This window comes from Desulforamulus reducens MI-1 (assembly GCF_000016165.1).
GTDB classification, from domain to species: domain Bacteria; phylum Bacillota; class Desulfotomaculia; order Desulfotomaculales; family Desulfotomaculaceae; genus Desulfotomaculum; species Desulfotomaculum reducens.
On record NC_009253.1, the window covers coordinates 3,202,001 to 3,218,860 of the forward strand.

Consider the following 16,860-nt stretch of genomic DNA (forward strand, 5'->3'; position numbering starts at 1 on the left):
GAAAAATTAAGGCTTACGCCATACCCTATAATTAGGCGACAGCATAAGCCTTAATTTGCCCTTATACATATCGGAAAGCAATAAACGAGACAATTTTCCTAGAGGAATACGACGCCTTATGTAAAAATAATATAGTACAATGCTTTTTTACAAGGTGGTTTTATTTTGAGCCAGATTAAAAAATTAAAATTTACAGCAGAAAAATTTGAAGATTTCAGTGTTCCCGGAGACTTTGACCAACTCTGTAATCTGTGTGGCAGTACTGGAGCTGAAATTCTGCCGGAAGTTGAATTCCTTAATAATAAAGAAGTGAAGAGTTTTTGCCTTTCTTTGTTTTGCTCCTCCAAGGAATGTAGAAATCTCTCTTATTATTATATGGAATTAGATGCTATGTGCGGAACCGCCGAAGCGGAAATGTTTGCACCACTGCCAAAGGGAATCAAGTTAAGTTGTAACAAATGCGGCAGTCAGAATATCAAAATTGACGTTAAACTGGAGCAATCGGGTTTTAAGTACGTTTATGATCTGGTGGATCTTACCCTTTCTTGTTCCTGTGGCAATTGTGCCCGACACCAATTTCAGGGTAAGTATTTTTAACTTTTCCTTAAGACTTGGCAGAAGCCAAGTCTTAAGACACAATTACCTATTAGTAGTTATCAAAACCTCCGCCAAACCGATTGATAGTAGGGTATTTTTTTTGTTCCTTGTAGCGTCAGCAAACTGGCACCGCCCACTGGCTGTCCTTCTACCAATACCTGCAGTTTACCCACAACCTGTCCCGGAAACACTGGTGCACTGATTTTCCTTTCCAACATTACCTCCTGCTCGAGCTTCCCAGTTCTATCAATTGGTACCGTCACCACAACATCCCGGTTCACTGTGATTGGTACTCTGCCTAACACGCCATCCCTGACCTCCACAGAAGCAAAGGTCTTCCCTGCGTCAACCACCCTTCGTTGCTCAAACCTGTTGAAACCATAATTCAGTAGTTTAATGGATTCGTTCCAGCGATCATCACTGTGCAATACCACAGCAATCAATCGGCGTCCATCCCGGCTGGCGGAGGAAACAAGGCATTTACCCGCTGCGTTGGTGGTTCCTGTCTTTACTCCGTCGGCACCCTGGTAACTCCACAACATTTTATTGGTGTTACTTAATAACCGTTTCCCCTCGGTTCCTGGAATGACATGGGTTTTCGTAGAGACAATTCTACTAAAAACAGGATTTTTTAATGCAGCCCTTGTTATGAGGGCCAAATCATAGGCGGAAGAATAGTGATGGTCATTGGGTAAACCATTGGAGTTACAAAAGTGTGTATTCTTGGCTCCCAATTGGCGGGCCTTCATATTCATAAAGCCAACAAAGATATCCTCACGAACTGCAATTTGCTCTGCAATGGCAACACAGGCATCATTTCCAGAGCGCATTAAGGCACCATAGAGCAGTTGCTCTAGGGTTAATTTTTCGTTTGGTTTCAGGTAGACACTGCTTCCTTCCACACCGGCGGCCCGCTGGCTTACGGAAGTAGCACTGTTGAGATTGCCACATTCAATGGCCACCAGTGCTGTCATGATTTTTGTCGTACTGGCAATGGCCCTGGCTTGGTGAGGGTTCTTTGCAAAAAGAACCTGTCCGGTTGCCGCATCCATCACCAGTGCTGAGTAAGCAGAAAGTACTAATTGGTCATGGTCAAAAATTCCAGTTCCTGTCACCGCCGGAAGGTTCTCATATAAAAAAAGCACATCACTATTGGGAGGTTTTGTTTCCTCTCCAAATACCACAACTGGATTGATCAACAAAAACAATAAAATAAGGAATAGACTCGGCAGCAAATTTCTTCTACATCTCAAACTTAACCACCCCACTGTATTTTTCTTTACCTAGGGTGCCCTGGCTGGTTTTTCATTATGATGAAATCTCTGATAATGAGGTTTATCAACAAAATCAGCACGCCCAAGGCGTGCTGATCAGCTTATTACTATTGCACTGTTTCTTTACTCACACTGGGTGTCTCAGTATGTCTGGACCGGGCAAAAATCCGTTCCTTAACTTGATGACCCTTCTTCTTAAAATCATCCAAAATACTATAAATTACAGGCACCACCACCAGCGTCAAGAGAGTGGAAGTAATTAAACCACCTATTATTGCATGTGCCATGGGTGCCCGTCCTTCAGCCCCGGGTCCCAGGGCCAGTGCCAGTGGCATCATGCCAAGAATCATAGCAGTGGAAGTCATTATAATGGGACGCAAACGGGTTAAGGCAGCAATACGCAAAGCTTCATTGCGCTCCACACCCCTGGCCCGCTGCTGCTTGGTAAAGTCAATCAACAAAATAGCATTTTTAGTTACCAGACCCATTAGCATGATGATACCGATCATGGACATAAGACTTAGATCGCTGCCTACAATTAACAGCCCTAAAATAGCACCTACAATGGCCATGGGCAAAGATAGCATAATGGAAAAGGGGTCAATATAACTTTCAAACTGGGCTGCCAGAATAAAGAAGATAAACAACACCGCAGTAATCAAAGCTAAAATCATGGCAACAAAGGTATCTCCCATCATTTCTGCGTCGCCACCCTCATAGAAGCGATAACCCGGTGGTAACTTAATTTCTTGATTCACTCGCTCCTTAAAGGCCTGGTTAAATTCACCCAGGGAAACTCCATCCAAGTTGCAAGTCAGGGTTATCTCCTTAATCCGATCAAAGCGATTAATTTGACTGGGAGCAGTAGAAAAGACTGTTTCTGTCAACTGACTCAAGGGCACCATCAACTGCTCGCCCTCCGGTGAATGAACACTGGGCAGGTAAAGGTTATTCAGATCCGCCAGATTCCTTCGTTGATGTTCTGACAAGCGCACCCTTACATCGAGACGGTCTTCGCCATCTTCAAACTGGCTAACAACCACTCCGTTGAAGAGAGTTCGCAGGGTATCCCCCACCTTCGCTGTGCTTACCCCCAAATCAGCAGCCACATCCTGCTTGATAAAAATTTGCCCTTCGGGTTTGCCTGGTTTATAACTGCTGGCAACATCCACCGAGCCCGGAATATTCTCCATGATTCTCATTGCCTGTTCCGCATAGATTTGCAGTTGATCCAAATTCTCTCCCTGTAATCTGAATTGAACCATGGCCCCCTGGCCCGTACCTCCCTGCTGATTAATGGTTACCTTAACTCCAGGGATGGTATTCAATTGCCTTCTCATAGTTGCCGCCAATTCATTAATGGTTTGATCCCGGTCATGTTTATCCACCAATTTGACAAAAATGTTGGCACTGTCCGCCTCTATGGTGGAATATACCTTGGTCACTTCAGAATATTGCCGAAGCTTTTCTTCGATTTTTTGGGTGATGGCACCGGCAGCTTCTGTACTTAAACCAGCATCCATATCCGCCACCAGATACAGTTCTCCCACATCGCTGGCAGGTATAAAGGTAGAGCCTAACAAAGGAATAATCATTAAGCTGCCCACAAAGAGTAAAACTGCAATACCAATGGTTTTCTTACGATTTCGTAGCACCACCTTAAGAAAATCAGCATAGCGAAGGGTAACTCTGTCAAAGCCCCTGTTAAACCAATTGATAAACCTGCCAAAGAACCCTTTAAGAACATATTCCTCGGTCCTTAGATACCTTGATGAAAGCATGGGTACCAACGTGAAGGCCACAAAAAGGGATACCAATACACTAAAAACAACCGTGAGACCAAATTGCTTGAAGAATTGACCCACAATGCCCGTCATCATCCCTACGGGAAGAAAGACTGCCACAACTGTTAAGGTGGTGGATGTCACCGCCAATCCCAATTCCGTGGTGCCGTCCCGGGCTGCTTCCAGGGCGGGTTTTCCCATTCTCAAGTGACGTACAATATTCTCAATGACCACAATGGCATCATCAATCAGCAGACCAACGGACAGGGACAGGGCCATTAAAGACATAAAATTCAGTGTAAAGCCCAAAAGCTTCATGGCAAAAAAGGTGGCGATAATAGAAGAAGGAATGGCCAGGGCGGCTATCAATGTACTGCGCCAGTCCCGCAAGAAAATAAACACAGTCAGCACCGCCAGTAAACTGCCCTCCATGAGAGTGTTTCTAACATCATTTACTGCATCCCGGATATAAGCCGAGTTATCCCGTACGATTTCAAGTTTAACGCCGGGCGGCAGTTCCTTTTTCACTTCTTCCACAACTACCTTCAGTTTGTCCGCCACTTCTACGGTATTGGCCCCGGACTGTTTTAAAATATCCAGACCGATGGCCTGTTTACCCTGATAATGGGCAATACTGTCTTGCTCTTCAACACCGTCCACCACTGTGGCAACATCCTTGACATAGAGTTGTACCCCGTCTCGCCTTGCCACAGGCAAATTGGCAAATTCCTCAACCTTGTTTACATTGCCCATGGTACGAAGGGTAATCTCCCGGTCTTGACTGCTCACCTTACCTCCGGGCATCTCCATGTTCTCACTGCGCAGGTTATTCACCACTTCAGCGGTTGACAGCCCATAGGCCGCCAGTTTATCTTTATCTAAATTGATGTGGATTTCTCTTTTTACATCTCCATAGAGTTCAATGGAACCAACGCCTTTAACCACTTCGATTCTTCTTTTGATTAGGTCTTCAACCAGCGCAGTCATCTCTCGCATGGAGATATCCCCGGTAACCGCCAGAGATATAATGGGATAGGCCATAGGATCAAACCTGGCAATAATCGGTTCCTCAATATCCTGAGGCAAATCCCCCCGGATAGTCCCTATTTTATCCCGAACATCCTGGGCTGCCACCTCTGGCGGTGTTTCAAGGGTAAACTCTGCAAAAACAAGCGCATACCCTTCCCGGGCATTGGCATAAATATGTTTAACACCGGCTATCTGACCAATGGCTTCCTCTAACTTATAAATAATCTTGCTTTCAATTTGCTCCGGTGAAACCCCGGGTTGTACAACCGTTACAGCCACATAGGGAAACTCAACTTCAGGGTTATCATTGATATTTAAACCTATGTAACTAATCATGCCTACGGCCAGCAGAGCCAGAATGGTAACAGTTGCAAAAACCGGCCTTTTTAAACTGAGGTTGGTTAAAAACATACATTTATCCCTCCGTTACTTGGCGATCTTTACCTTATCCTGGTCCTTTAGTTTATTGACGTTGGTTACTACCACTTGCTGGCCCTCGCTAAGACCTGATTTTACTTCAACTAACTGGTTAATGATCTGTCCAATTTCCACCTGCTGGCGTTTTACCTTATCACCATTGGGGAGAAAAACAAAATACATACCCTGTTTTGATGCCAGTGCTGCCTGGGGTACCGTCAGTACCTCTTTCGTTTCTCCGATTTTAATCTGTACCTTGGCAAACATACCAGGTTTTAAAAGTATATCTTTATTGTCTACCTTAATCTTAGTTTCAAAAACCCTGGCTTCCTTTTTTGCCACCGGATTAACTACTTCCACCACACCGGTAAATTTTTTATTACCGTAGGCATCAACTGTTACATCTGCCTTCAGTCCAGGCTTAATCATAGACAAATCCTTCTGTTCAATGTTTACCACCACGTAGACAGAGGATAGATCCTCCACTGACATCAGAGAGGACCCCTGGGGAGAGACCATCTGGCCAGTGGTCACACTGCGATTGGCCACCAACCCCGCAATGGGAGAAGTGATGGTGCTATTTTGCAAATCTTCCTCCGCAGTGGCCACCGCCGCCGCAGCCGAACTAGCCTCTGCTTCGGCCAACTTCACCGCTGCTTCTTTGTCCTCAAATTCCTTCTGAGATACAGCACCCTGCTGATAAAGCTCTTGAAAACGCTGATAATCAGACCTGGCAGTGGCAAGTCCTGTTTCCGCTTTCTTTAAGGTTGCCTGGTTTATTTTCAGTGTATTGGCAAAGCTCTGGCTTTCTAAATAGATCAGGGATTGACCGGCAGCTACCCGATCCCCGTTTTGAACCGCAACTTTACTAACACGCCCCGAGGGTACCTTTGCAAAGATAACTGCTTGATGAAAGGCCTCAATACTGCCAGTAACAGATAAAGAATTCTCAATATTCACTTTACTTACCTGCCGAGTGGCCACTGTTGGCACAGCTACATCCTGCTTGATTTCCTTCTTGTCCCAGGAGGCACCACCTTTGAAAACACTAAAGGCTACTATCAATACCACCGGAATCAACCAGAGCTTCCATTTACTTTTCATCCGCTCTACTCCTTTTTCAATTCTCTAATTTGTCCTTTTTAGGAGATCTTTTTCCCATGCTAGCCAACTCTGAATGTGAAAACTTCTATGGTTTCTTCAGTTTCCAATGCAAAATTACCAATACAAGCACTGGTTGTCAAGTCATTTTTTACCACTTAATGTTTATTTTTTGTTATTATAACAATAATAGCAATATGTTAACTTGTAAAATGAGGTAACCACCTATATTTCAGTAGTACTACCGTTCCTAAAATACACTATCTAATATAGAAGAGGATGATCTTACATGATTACATCATTGAACATTACCCTTCAACTCCGGCTGGCCAATAAACCCGGTACCTTGGCAAAGGTACTAGATGCCATTGCCCTGGAAGGGGGCAGCTTGGGAGCCATCGACCTAGTCTCTGCCACTCCGTCCTTTATTACCAGGGACCTAATGGTTCGTCTTAAAGAAAAAGGACATCTTAACGACTTGATTCAGACTCTGAAAAGAATTCCAGATGTACAGGTAACCCATGTGGCAGACAGAGTTATTACCAGACACATGGGTGGTAAAATTGAAGTGGTCCCTAAAAGACCTGTGCAAAATTGGGAAGATTTAGCCATTGTTTACACACCGGGGGTTGCTGTGGTTTCCGAAACCCTGGCCCAGAAACCGGATATGGCCTATAAACTAACCATGAAGGGTAATACCGTAGCCATTGTCACAGACGGGTCAGCGGTATTAGGCTTAGGAAACTTGGGACCAACCGGTGCTCTGCCGGTTATGGAAGGAAAAGCGGTGCTTTTCAAACAATTTGGCGGGGTGGATGCCGTTCCCATCTGCCTGGATGTACATGAACCCCAACAAATCATAGACACTGTGGCGGCCCTGGCCCCTGCCTTTGGAGGCATCAACCTGGAGGACATTGCTGCCCCCAAGTGTTTTGAAATTGAGGAAAAACTAAAGCAGCTACTGGATATTCCCGTGTTTCATGATGATCAGCACGGCACGGCCATTGTCACCGTGGCGGGGTTAATCAACGCTCTAAAAGTCGTCGATAAGGACATCCATAGTATCAAGCTGGTCATGAGCGGTGCAGGGGCAGCGGGAGTGGCCATTGCCAATATCTTAATAAGCGCTGGAGTCCGTAACCTTATTGTGTGCGACCGAAAGGGTGCCATCTCCCGTCACAATATGCCCTCGGAACCCTCCAAGCAATGGCTTGCGGAAAACACCAACCCAGAGAACATTCAGGGAAGCCTTAAAGAGGTTATAGCCGGTGCCGATGCCTTTGTGGGGGTTTCCGCTCCCGGAGTATTAAACCGTGCAGACATCCAGAAAATGTCCCCAAAACCGGTGGTCTTTGCCTTGGCCAACCCGGAACCAGAGATTCCACCGGAGGAAATTTATGATATTGCCGGGGTTATTGCCACGGGACGTTCTGACTACCCCAACCAGATCAACAATGCCCTGGCTTTCCCCGGCATTTTCCGAGGAGCCCTAAACTGCCATGCTACGACCATTAATGATGAAATGTGCTTGGCCGCTGCCTATGCACTGGCTGGTATTATTGAGGAGGACCAGCTTACCGCAGAACACATCATACCCTCTGTATTTAATGAAAAAGTGGCTCCGGCTGTGTCCAAAGCAGTGGAAGATGTTGCAAGAAAAACCGGGGTGTCCCGCAAGGGACTGCATAATGGAATAAATGGTCATAACTTTTAATTTTCTTTTGATAAATGATATGAGTTAGAAACGGTTTCCAGATAAGCAAAGGGAGAACCCAAATGTATATTGAGTTCTCCCTAAATATTTTTATTAGTTCTGCCTTTTTTGGGACTTTCTAATACTTACATGGGTTTTCTAGCAGGTAATGTTGCCATTTTATCCTGTCCAAAGGCCCTTTTTATAAAAAGTCCAATGGGAATCAAGGCCAGGGCAAAGCCCAAGGGATAAGCAATATTGGTTGCCAGTTTAAACCCTTCTGGTGCCATCAGAATATAGGTGAAGGTCACTACAGTCATAAATGCTGCGGGAATCGATGCAACCCAGTGGGTTTTATGATTCTGTAACAGATACATGGCAGCTGCCCACAACATAATCATGGCTGTTGTCTGGTTCGCCCAGGCAAAGTAACGCCACAGGAAGTTAAAGTCAATCAGTGTCAAAGAGTACCCTACTGCAAAAAGCGGGAAAGCAATCAACAGACGCTTACCAAAGGGCTTTTGATCCAGCTTAAAGAAGTCGGCAATCAGCATCCGAGCACCCCGGAAAGCAGTATCTCCGGAGGTAATGGGCAGTACAATAACACCCAGTACCGCCATGGTTCCACCGATGGCACCCATCATGGTGGTAGCCACTTCTTTTACCACTCCAGCGGGGCCAGGTCCACCGGCAGCCAGCATTTTACCTAGTTCTGCCGTATCACCATAGAAAGCCATGCCAGCCGCAGCCCAGATCAGGGCAATAATACCTTCGGCAATCATCATACCGTAGAAAATCTTACGCCCTTCTCTTTCATTTTCAGTACAACGGGCAATAATGGGAGACTGGGTCGCATGGAAGCCGGAAATGGCACCACAGGCAATGGTAATAAACAGCAACGGCCAAATTGGTGCGCCCTTGGGATGCAGGTTAGCAAAGGTTAACTCCGGAATGTGATAGCCCTGTACTAACAGGGAACCAGCTACCCCAAAGGCCATAATCAGTAACAGAGCACCAAAGAAGGGGTACACTTTACCAATGATCTTGTCCACCGGCAAAAGGGTGGCAAAGACATAGTAAACCAGGATAATACCAACCCAGACAGATAGCGTCATCCAGCCGGGAGTAAGATCCGCCAGCAGTTTAGCAGGGCCGGTCATGAAGACGGTACCCACTAATACCAGCAGTATTAATGCAAAAACGTTGGTAAAGGATTTCATCCCTTTTCCCAGGTACCTGCCCACAATATCCGGCAGGCCTGAACCACCATTTCTCACAGATAGCATACCAGAGAAATAGTCATGGACAGCACCGGCAAAAATAGAACCTAAGACAATCCAAACAAAGGCCACAGGTCCCCACAGGGCACCCATGATGGGTCCAAAAATTGGGCCTAACCCTGCAATGTTCAGCAACTGAACCAGACTGGCACGCTTCCATTCCATCGGAACAAAGTCTACGCCGTCCTGTTTGGCATAAGCCGGACAAACATTCTTTTCATTCACACCAAAAACCTTTTCAACAAACTTGCCGTAAGTAAAATACCCGGCGATTAATAGTATAATTGCAGCAATAAAGGTAAACATTTCCCTTCCCTCCTTAACAAAGTAATTAGTAGCTTGACTACATAGTACTCCAAGGAGGCTGCGGTTTGTTTAAAACCTGCACAATTGGTCAAAAGGACTGCATAAGTTGTCAAAATGGATTTATGAAATGTTTTTATATACCCAACAGCCGCCGGATCTCTTTCATTCCGTTGCGGCTTACCGGTACCCTTGAGGAATCCTCATCCTGCATGACCAGTTGGTGTCCCTGAAAACCCGGCTCTATCCTTTCAATTTTATCAATGTTGACCAGAAAACTATAATGGGGGCGGAAAAATGGTAAGTCCCCCAACCTATTCTCCAGGGCCTGCAAAGTATAGTTAACAGAATAGGTTTTATCAAAGGTTTTAATCATAACCTCCCGGCCCTGACGACTGGCAAAAACAATTTCTTCTGGATTCAGTAACTTGATTAAATCCTCATCACTGACCGCAATCTTCTTTTGCAATTGGTTTTGCTTTTTATGACTTAGCAACCGCCGGAGTTTATCGATGGTTTCTGCCACTCGTTCCTCAGAAAATGGTTTCAAGAGATAATCCACTGCATTTACAGTAAAGGCTTCCACGGCATGCTGGTCGTAGGCAGTTGCAAAAACCACCAGTGGCGGCTCCACCCAGCGGTCCAACTGTCGGGCAACTTCCATACCCTCTCCATCGGGCATGGAGATATCCAGAAACACGGCATCCGGCCGTTCTTTCCGTATTACCTGTAAAGCCGATTGAACATCCTCCGCCTCAGCCGCCACCTCAATGTCGGCATGTTGTTTAAGCAAATAAATTAACTCATCCCTGGCCGGGGCCTCATCATCCACTACCACTACCCTCATGGTCAACCTCCATCACTGAGCAATCGGAATTGAAAATTCAACTCTGGTACCTGCACCGGGTTCACTATGAATGGAAAGACCGGCCTGGGGCCCAAATATACTAATGAGCCTGCTATGGACATTAATTAAACCAATCCCCCCATCACTTCTCTTTTCTGCCTTTAGCAGTTCTTCCACCCGGTCCCTCTCTATGCCTACACCGTTATCCGTTACCGAGATTCGCACTTGTTTCTCCTGCTGTACCGCCTCTATGATTATGCTGGAGTTTTCGGTGATTCTGGGGAAGCCATGTTGAACCGCATTCTCCACCAGAGGCTGCAGGGTTAAGGGTGGTATAACCACTCCGTGTAAAGTAAGTGGAATATTCATTTCAACCCTTAGTCGATGGGAAAAACGAGCTTGTACAACGGCTAAATAAGCCTCCACATGTTTTAGCTCCGTTTCCAAGTTAGTCCACTTATTCAAGGAGCTCTTTAAATTTTGCCGGATATAGGTACCCAGGTGAATGAGGACACTTCTTGCTTCATCTGGTTTGGTTCTAATTAAAGACACCACAGTATTTAAAGCATTAAAAAGAAAGTGGGGATTTATTTGAGCCTGCAAAGCCTTAATCTCCGCATCCTGGACCAACCTGGCCTGCTTCTCTGCTTCCCCCAGCTCCAGTTGGGTGGAAAATAGCTGTGCTAATCCCCGGGCCAACTCCACCATCAGTCGGTCCAGTTGCTGCCGCCGCACAGAGTAAAGCTTAAGGGTCCCCACAATCCCTTTTCCATTGTAAAGGGGCACCACCACCGCCGATTGCAGTGCACAATGAACATTGGTGCATAAAATCTCCTGGGGGCTGGCAGCAATGGCAAGTTGGCCATGTTGTAAAACTTCCCTTGTTACTTTGGTTAAAATCGGTGCGCCAGGATGATGATGGTCAGACCCTTCCCCCACATGGGCAAGGATCATTTCCTGGTTTGTAATTGCCACTGCACCGGCACAGGACTCTTCATATATAATTTGTGCCGTCGCCAGGGCTGATTCATGGTTTAACCCCTTTCTCAGGTGAGCAAGGGTTTTATCCGCAATGGCCAGCGCCCGTTGGGCCTGAATGGCGCCAATGGTTCTTTCGTTTTCTACAACAGTCTGAACAATGGCTATAAATAAGGCAATTCCTAAACTGTTCGCTAAAATCATGGGCATGGCAATAATTTTGACCAGGGCCAGCGCTTTGTAAAAGGGCTGGGCCACCATGAGGATAATGGCCATTTGACCGATTTCCCCGGCCAGACCCGTCATTAACGCCACGCCGGGAGTTAGGGTTTTTTGTTTCATTTTATAGTAAATAACCCCTGCCAGGAGCCCTTCATAGACCGTGGAAATTCCACAGGCCATATCCGTAAATCCTCCCATGGACATTCTGTGAACGCCGGCAATTAACCCCGCCAGTAAACCCGTCAACGGACCACCCAATAAGCCACCCACCATAACTCCGATGGCCCGGGAATTGGCAATGGCATCTTCATAGGCTAGGGTGCCAGGAAAAAGGTTTTGCACCTCCCTGGGTGTTACGGTGATGCCAGTATAAGTTCCAATGATACCAAAGATGCCAAAAATAACCCCTAGATATAGTTTTCCCTTCAGCGTGGGCCTATTCTCTAACAGGGATCGAAACCCTTGCCAGCGGGTAAATAAAAAAGCAATGGCCACAATAAAGCCCATGCGCTGGGCCATTGAAATCAGTAAAGACCAAGCCAGTTGCCGCACCTCCTAAGGGGGTCAGACCCCCGTAAAAAATGTCGAATCTTCTGTTCCCGGGTTATCCTTATCATTCCCCCGTTTTACTTAATCTCTGGTTTTTCTGCCATCCCCGTTAATAGAAATAACGGAGCCAAGAAATTTGGGTTCTGGTTTAAGAAAATAAACATTTAATTTTTTTATATTCATAATACCACCTATGTCTTACACTATTATTGTTTGGCTTCCCCCTTTATTTGAGTAGCCTTTAAATAAACTGTTATTTTTTCATCTATAACCACCAAATAGGATTTCAAAAGGTAGTGATTACCGTTGGCTTCTATCTCACGATTGTCAACAACACCAGGAATCCAAAGGGTATCAAGACCCTCCACTTCCTGACCCATTAGAGGAGCCAGCCAGGTTTTAACCTTTTCATTGGCTTCCAATCTTACACTGAGCTCATCAAAATCTGTTAATCCTTCACGGGAGGCCATAATAATAAAGGTTTCTATATTGGTTATGGTCTTCTTCTTCTTTTTCTGTGTACTCTCTTTTATTCTAAGCAACTCCGTTTGAGTATCTGTCAACTGATCCCGCAGGGTCATGTTGGCCAAGGTCAGGTGATCCACCTGTTTACCAATAATCACATTGGTTCCTGCGGCTCCCAAGAGAACCCCCAGCACTAGTAGAGCTAGTCCCTTAAAAAAAGCTACTTTCATTTGGATTGACCCCCACATAGGGCTAGAATCAGATAATACCCAGCTTGTGTCCCCGCCAGGGCACTAACAATATAAAAAACTTGTTTTATGACCGCCCGTACCTCACCATTAAAGAGACCGCTTTCAAAGACTTCAAAGGTAGAAAAGGTCCCACCAATGGCCGCCGCAATGGCCCATATTTTCATATCCCGGGACAACTTTAGCATAACTCCCAGGGATGGCTCCCTCACCAAAACAGCTGCCAGAGAACCAATTAGTACCGACCCCAGCATAATACCAAGCGCCGTGAAAAAAATTAATATCACTTTATGTTCAAAGGTCTCCATCTCATCACCCCTAAATAGGACAATCTCTTAATCCTTATTTACGGAGTGAAAAAAATATGCGGCATACAATACAAATTCTATAGCCGCCTTAGGCTATGGTATCGCCAAGGTTTCACCCACCTTTCAAAGACTACTTGCCCCTTTGTCCTGCAGGGTCCCCTGGCAGTTCCTTGGTTATGGCCTTTAAGCCTTTTCCAATCAAGGAATTCTCCTGATTATAATAAGTTTTCTTGAGAACATACCAAAGGGTGGCAATGCCGGTAAAATCCTTAACCAAATCAAATACTGACGCCGAACGGGAGGGAATAAAGGATTGATGTAATTCATCCAGCAAGGCATAAAACACCGCCACAAATATAGCCCGGCGATTTCCCTGCGGGCTTAACTCACCCCTTGAAAGCATGGCCAGCACCAATAACCCGTATAATATGGCAAACTCCACCAGGTGCAAGCTTTCCTTAATGATGGAGTCATAAAGGCCCAAATCTACTACGGAATTACTGGACTGACTGGATAGGTACCAAATAAAGGCCATATAAGCAAAGGGCAATAACTGTAGGACAACCCGTAAAATACGTTTCCAAATTCGCATATGCAAGTCTCCTCAAAGGCATTTTAATACATTATTTCTCTAAGATCAAAAAAAGACCTTCCCAAATCTTTCTGGGAAAGGTCCATATTGACCTGCCCTTGCTTTCTTCGATACAATTACCATTATATATATACATATCTATATCTATGGGGAGTGTTAACTTTTGGCTAAAGCAAAAACACAAGAGACCATTCTAACTGTTTCCGGCTATGAGGTGGATAAAGACCTGATACGGGTGCCCATAAAAGTATCCCCCTCACTGCAGGCCCTCATTGCCAATCAATTAGAATTAATGGAAATTGTTGAAAAAAACCACTCGGACTACCATATTTTTATTGAACAACACCGCATGGAACTGCTACAAATTGAACAAGAAATATCCTATGCCTATACAAACTATATGAAAAAAAAGGAAAAAGCCCGGGAGAAAAGAGAACAGAAGAAAGCTACTCTGGCTGTGGAACCACCAAAATCTGAAGAAGAGTTCCCCTTTATAGAAGGATCTGTCAGTGCGGATACTCATCCGGCTTCCCCAGAGGAGCTTCCCTGGGATGATTCCCCCGGTCACAGTTTTCAAGAAAAAAACGATTATGATATTGGCTATCGGGACGAGAAACCCGTACCCTCTCTGGATGAAATGGCAGACAGAATGAGTCCTGGCCTCCCCTCTGCTAAATATGAACCAAGGACCGCACCAGTGGAAACAAAACCCGACATTGATGTAAGACGAGTGGCCATTGGTGCTGCGATCAAAAGCCTTCGCAGCTTCCTGGGCAGGGAACTCACCGAAGAAGAAATTGTTCAAATAGAAAACCAGGTTGATTCATACTTAAAGTAAGAGCAAATAATCCACTGTAAAGACTTTGAGCGAAAATTAATCCCGTACCACTTGTTGTGATACGGGATTCTGTTATTTTATAAGTTCGTTATAAATAATTGCATTCCTATTTTTCCCTATTCGTTTCCTCTTCAATTAAAACCCGGCGAAGGATTTTGCCAACCATTGATTTAGGTAATTCAGTTCGAAATTCAACCTTCTTCGGCACTTTATACTGGGTCAGTTGCTGCCGACAAAACTTAATAATTTCATCTTTTTTGGCTTGTTCGCCCTCTTTAATAACAACAAAAGCCTTTAAAACTTCACCCCTGCTGCGGTCCCTTATACCTATGACCGCGGCCTCTTTTACTTTGGGATGCTCATAAAGCACTTCTTCCACTTCTCGGGGATAGATATTATAGCCCATACTGATAACCATATCTTTCTTACGATCCACAATATAGGTGAAGCCTTTCTCATCCATCCAAGCAATATCCCCAGTATATAGCCAACCCTCCCGGAGAACTTTTTCAGTTTCCTCCGGCATATTCCAGTAGCCCTTCATTACCTGGGGTCCACGGATGCATAACTCCCCGATTTCACCCGGCAGCAATTCCCTTGTTCCAGTTTCTAGGTCCACAATCTTAAATTCGGTGTTGGGGATGGGTAAACCAATGGAACCATCAATTTTTTCGTTAACGGGATTGCAATGAGTAACCGGCGACGCTTCTGTTAAACCATAACCTTCTACCAGTTTCGCTCCTGTAACAGCTTCAAACTTTTGTTGCACCTCCGCCGGCAGCGGAGCCCCACCGGACAGACATACACGTACAGATGAAAGATCATATTTTCTCACATCGGGGTTGGCGATAACAGCCACATAAAGGGAAGGTACTCCCTGAAAAACCGTGGGACGATAAAATTCAATTTGTTTAAGTAAATTCATAGCCTCTAGCCGAGGAATTAAAATCATGGTCGATGCCAAGTAAACAGACAGGTTCATACAGGTGGTCATGGCAAACACATGAAAGAAAGGAAGCACACAAAAGAACCTTTCCATTCCTTCCCGACAGCTGTCTAACCAGTATCTGGTTTGTACGACATTGCTGGAGAGATTTCCATGGGTAAGCATGGCCCCTTTTACAATTCCTGTGGTACCCCCGGTATACTGGAGCAGGGCGATATCCTTCTCTACATTTAAATTAATTTCCGGCAAAGCTGGCAAATACTTAACCAAAAGTTGTTCGAAAGAGTATGCCTCCTTTTCCGTACTGAGACATGTTTTAGACAACTGATTTAGATCATTGCCAAGGTCTAAATATTCCTGTATCTCGGTGGAAATAACAGTTGTTATGGCTGTTTGCGGTAGTACCTTCATAACCTTTGGCTTTAATTGCTCCAGCAGGATAATGGTCTCTGCTCCAGAGTCCTTAAGCAGATAAAGCAATTCCCGCTCCGTATACATGGGATTTACCATCACCCCAACCGCCCCTATCCTTAAAAGAGCATAATAGGAGATAACTAGTTGGGGACAGTTGGGCAGTAGGATAGCAATTCGGTTCCCTTTCTTTATTCCCAAGTCATAGAGTGCTGTGGCAATTCGATCAACTCTTTCTTTCAGTTCAACATAGGTTATTTCCTGGTTTAAGAATACGATCGCCGGGTTTACTGGGTACTTTTCTGCGGAACGTTGCAAAAAATGATATAAGGAAACCCCGGGAAGGTCTAAGCTGGTAGGTATTCCTTCCGGGTAATGGCTATGCCAAAATTGTTTGTTTGTCAATAATTTACCCCCTTGGTTGGAAACCGTTTTACCCATCTCCCTTTGAAGTTTTTCTGTATCAGAGGGTAATTTTCCTTTAGAAAATGTGTCGAAGTTTATTTTTCCACCACTAATTATTGTAATGACTAAGGTCAGCAAAGTTATAACTATTTAATTGTTGGTTGAGGTTTTGTTGAATAGCATATAATGCCCTGTGCATGGGACACCTGGCAGTATGATTCTTGTTACAGCTTTCCGGCGCAATTAAACAGCGGTTCACCTCTACTGGTCCCTCCACTGCTTCCACCACATCCAGCATGGTAATGTCCTTTGGCTCCCTGGCCAGGGCATAACCACCACTGACTCCACGGTAGGATTCAATGATCCCAGCAGCGGTCAGGGAACGTAAAATTTTTAGTAAAAACCGAATGGGAATATTCTCTTGCTCGGCAATTGCTTTGGCCTCTGACACTTGTCCTTTCGGTAACCGAGATAAATATAAAACTGCACGGAATGCATAGTCCGTTGCCTGATTTAATTTCATGAAGTATACCTCTTTCTAAAAATGTATACCTGTTTAGTGTGTTTTAAAGT

The 16,860-nt window shown here is 45.0% G+C and carries 14 protein-coding genes; 3 read left to right on the forward strand and 11 right to left on the reverse strand.

The window, feature by feature from the left end; all coding sequences use genetic code 11:
* The first annotated feature begins 165 nt into the window (after nucleotides 1–165).
* On the forward strand, nucleotides 166–597 hold the full coding sequence (locus DRED_RS15725; RefSeq protein ID WP_011879245.1) for a hypothetical protein: 432 nt from the start codon (nucleotides 166–168) through the stop codon (nucleotides 595–597).
* A 59-nt stretch (nucleotides 598–656) separates the two neighbouring features.
* Here the strand turns inward: DRED_RS15725 and DRED_RS15730 are convergent, their stop codons facing one another.
* The 3 genes from DRED_RS15730 to DRED_RS15740 form a co-directional block, all read right to left on the reverse strand.
* A complete protein-coding gene (locus DRED_RS15730) occupies nucleotides 657–1,796 on the reverse strand; it encodes a D-alanyl-D-alanine carboxypeptidase family protein (protein WP_238442541.1) in 1,140 nt (379 codons plus the stop codon).
* Nucleotides 1,797–1,978: 182 nt separating this feature from the next.
* Entirely contained in the window at nucleotides 1,979–5,095 is a 3,117-nt protein-coding gene (locus DRED_RS15735; RefSeq protein WP_011879247.1) for an efflux RND transporter permease subunit, read from the reverse strand.
* A gap of 15 nt (nucleotides 5,096–5,110) precedes the next feature.
* Nucleotides 5,111–6,205 carry an efflux RND transporter periplasmic adaptor subunit gene (locus DRED_RS15740; protein WP_011879248.1) on the reverse strand — a complete coding sequence of 365 codons (1,095 nt, stop codon included), beginning with the start codon at nucleotides 6,203–6,205 and terminating at the stop codon, nucleotides 5,111–5,113.
* Nucleotides 6,206–6,491: 286 nt separating this feature from the next.
* On the opposite strand from DRED_RS15740, the gene DRED_RS15745 reads away from it, so the two are divergent.
* Nucleotides 6,492–7,916, forward strand: coding sequence for an NAD-dependent malic enzyme (locus DRED_RS15745; RefSeq protein ID WP_011879249.1), 1,425 nt, complete (start codon nucleotides 6,492–6,494; stop codon nucleotides 7,914–7,916).
* Nucleotides 7,917–8,041: 125 nt separating this feature from the next.
* Here the strand turns inward: DRED_RS15745 and DRED_RS15750 are convergent, their stop codons facing one another.
* The 6 genes from DRED_RS15750 to DRED_RS15775 all read right to left on the reverse strand — a co-directional run bounded on the left by DRED_RS15750 (nucleotide 8,042) and on the right by DRED_RS15775 (nucleotide 13,687).
* Nucleotides 8,042–9,481, reverse strand: a complete 1,440-nt coding sequence (locus DRED_RS15750) for a carbon starvation CstA family protein (protein WP_011879250.1) — start codon at nucleotides 9,479–9,481, stop codon at nucleotides 8,042–8,044.
* Nucleotides 9,482–9,614: 133 nt separating this feature from the next.
* The gene (locus tag DRED_RS15755; RefSeq protein WP_011879251.1) at nucleotides 9,615–10,325 is read right to left on the reverse strand and encodes a LytR/AlgR family response regulator transcription factor; all 711 of its coding nucleotides are present in this window, start codon (nucleotides 10,323–10,325) and stop codon (nucleotides 9,615–9,617) included.
* Between the two features lie 12 nt (nucleotides 10,326–10,337).
* On the reverse strand, nucleotides 10,338–12,077 hold the full coding sequence (locus tag DRED_RS15760; protein ID WP_238442542.1) for a LytS/YhcK type 5TM receptor domain-containing protein: 1,740 nt from the start codon (nucleotides 12,075–12,077) through the stop codon (nucleotides 10,338–10,340).
* A 203-nt stretch (nucleotides 12,078–12,280) separates the two neighbouring features.
* The gene (locus DRED_RS15765; RefSeq protein ID WP_011879253.1) at nucleotides 12,281–12,769 is read right to left on the reverse strand and encodes a hypothetical protein; all 489 of its coding nucleotides are present in this window, start codon (nucleotides 12,767–12,769) and stop codon (nucleotides 12,281–12,283) included.
* Nucleotides 12,766–13,095 carry a YtrH family sporulation protein gene (locus DRED_RS15770; protein WP_011879254.1) on the reverse strand — a complete coding sequence of 110 codons (330 nt, stop codon included), beginning with the start codon at nucleotides 13,093–13,095 and terminating at the stop codon, nucleotides 12,766–12,768. Before DRED_RS15770 ends, DRED_RS15765 begins: the two co-directional genes overlap by 4 nt.
* A gap of 130 nt (nucleotides 13,096–13,225) precedes the next feature.
* Nucleotides 13,226–13,687: a VanZ family protein gene (locus DRED_RS15775; protein ID WP_011879255.1), complete on the reverse strand. Its 462-nt coding sequence runs from the start codon at nucleotides 13,685–13,687 to the stop codon at nucleotides 13,226–13,228.
* A gap of 163 nt (nucleotides 13,688–13,850) precedes the next feature.
* Here DRED_RS15775 and DRED_RS15780 point away from each other — a divergent pair, with 163 nt between their 5' ends.
* Nucleotides 13,851–14,525 (forward strand): hypothetical protein, encoded by a 675-nt coding sequence (locus DRED_RS15780; protein WP_011879256.1) that lies wholly within the window; start codon nucleotides 13,851–13,853, stop codon nucleotides 14,523–14,525.
* A gap of 106 nt (nucleotides 14,526–14,631) precedes the next feature.
* Here DRED_RS15780 and DRED_RS15785 read toward each other — a convergent pair whose 3' ends face one another.
* The gene (locus DRED_RS15785; RefSeq protein WP_011879257.1) at nucleotides 14,632–16,287 is read right to left on the reverse strand and encodes a long-chain-fatty-acid--CoA ligase; all 1,656 of its coding nucleotides are present in this window, start codon (nucleotides 16,285–16,287) and stop codon (nucleotides 14,632–14,634) included.
* 109 nt (nucleotides 16,288–16,396) lie between these two features.
* Nucleotides 16,397–16,810, reverse strand: a complete 414-nt coding sequence (locus DRED_RS15790; protein WP_011879258.1) for an RrF2 family transcriptional regulator — start codon at nucleotides 16,808–16,810, stop codon at nucleotides 16,397–16,399.
* Nucleotides 16,811–16,860: the final 50 nt, after the last annotated feature.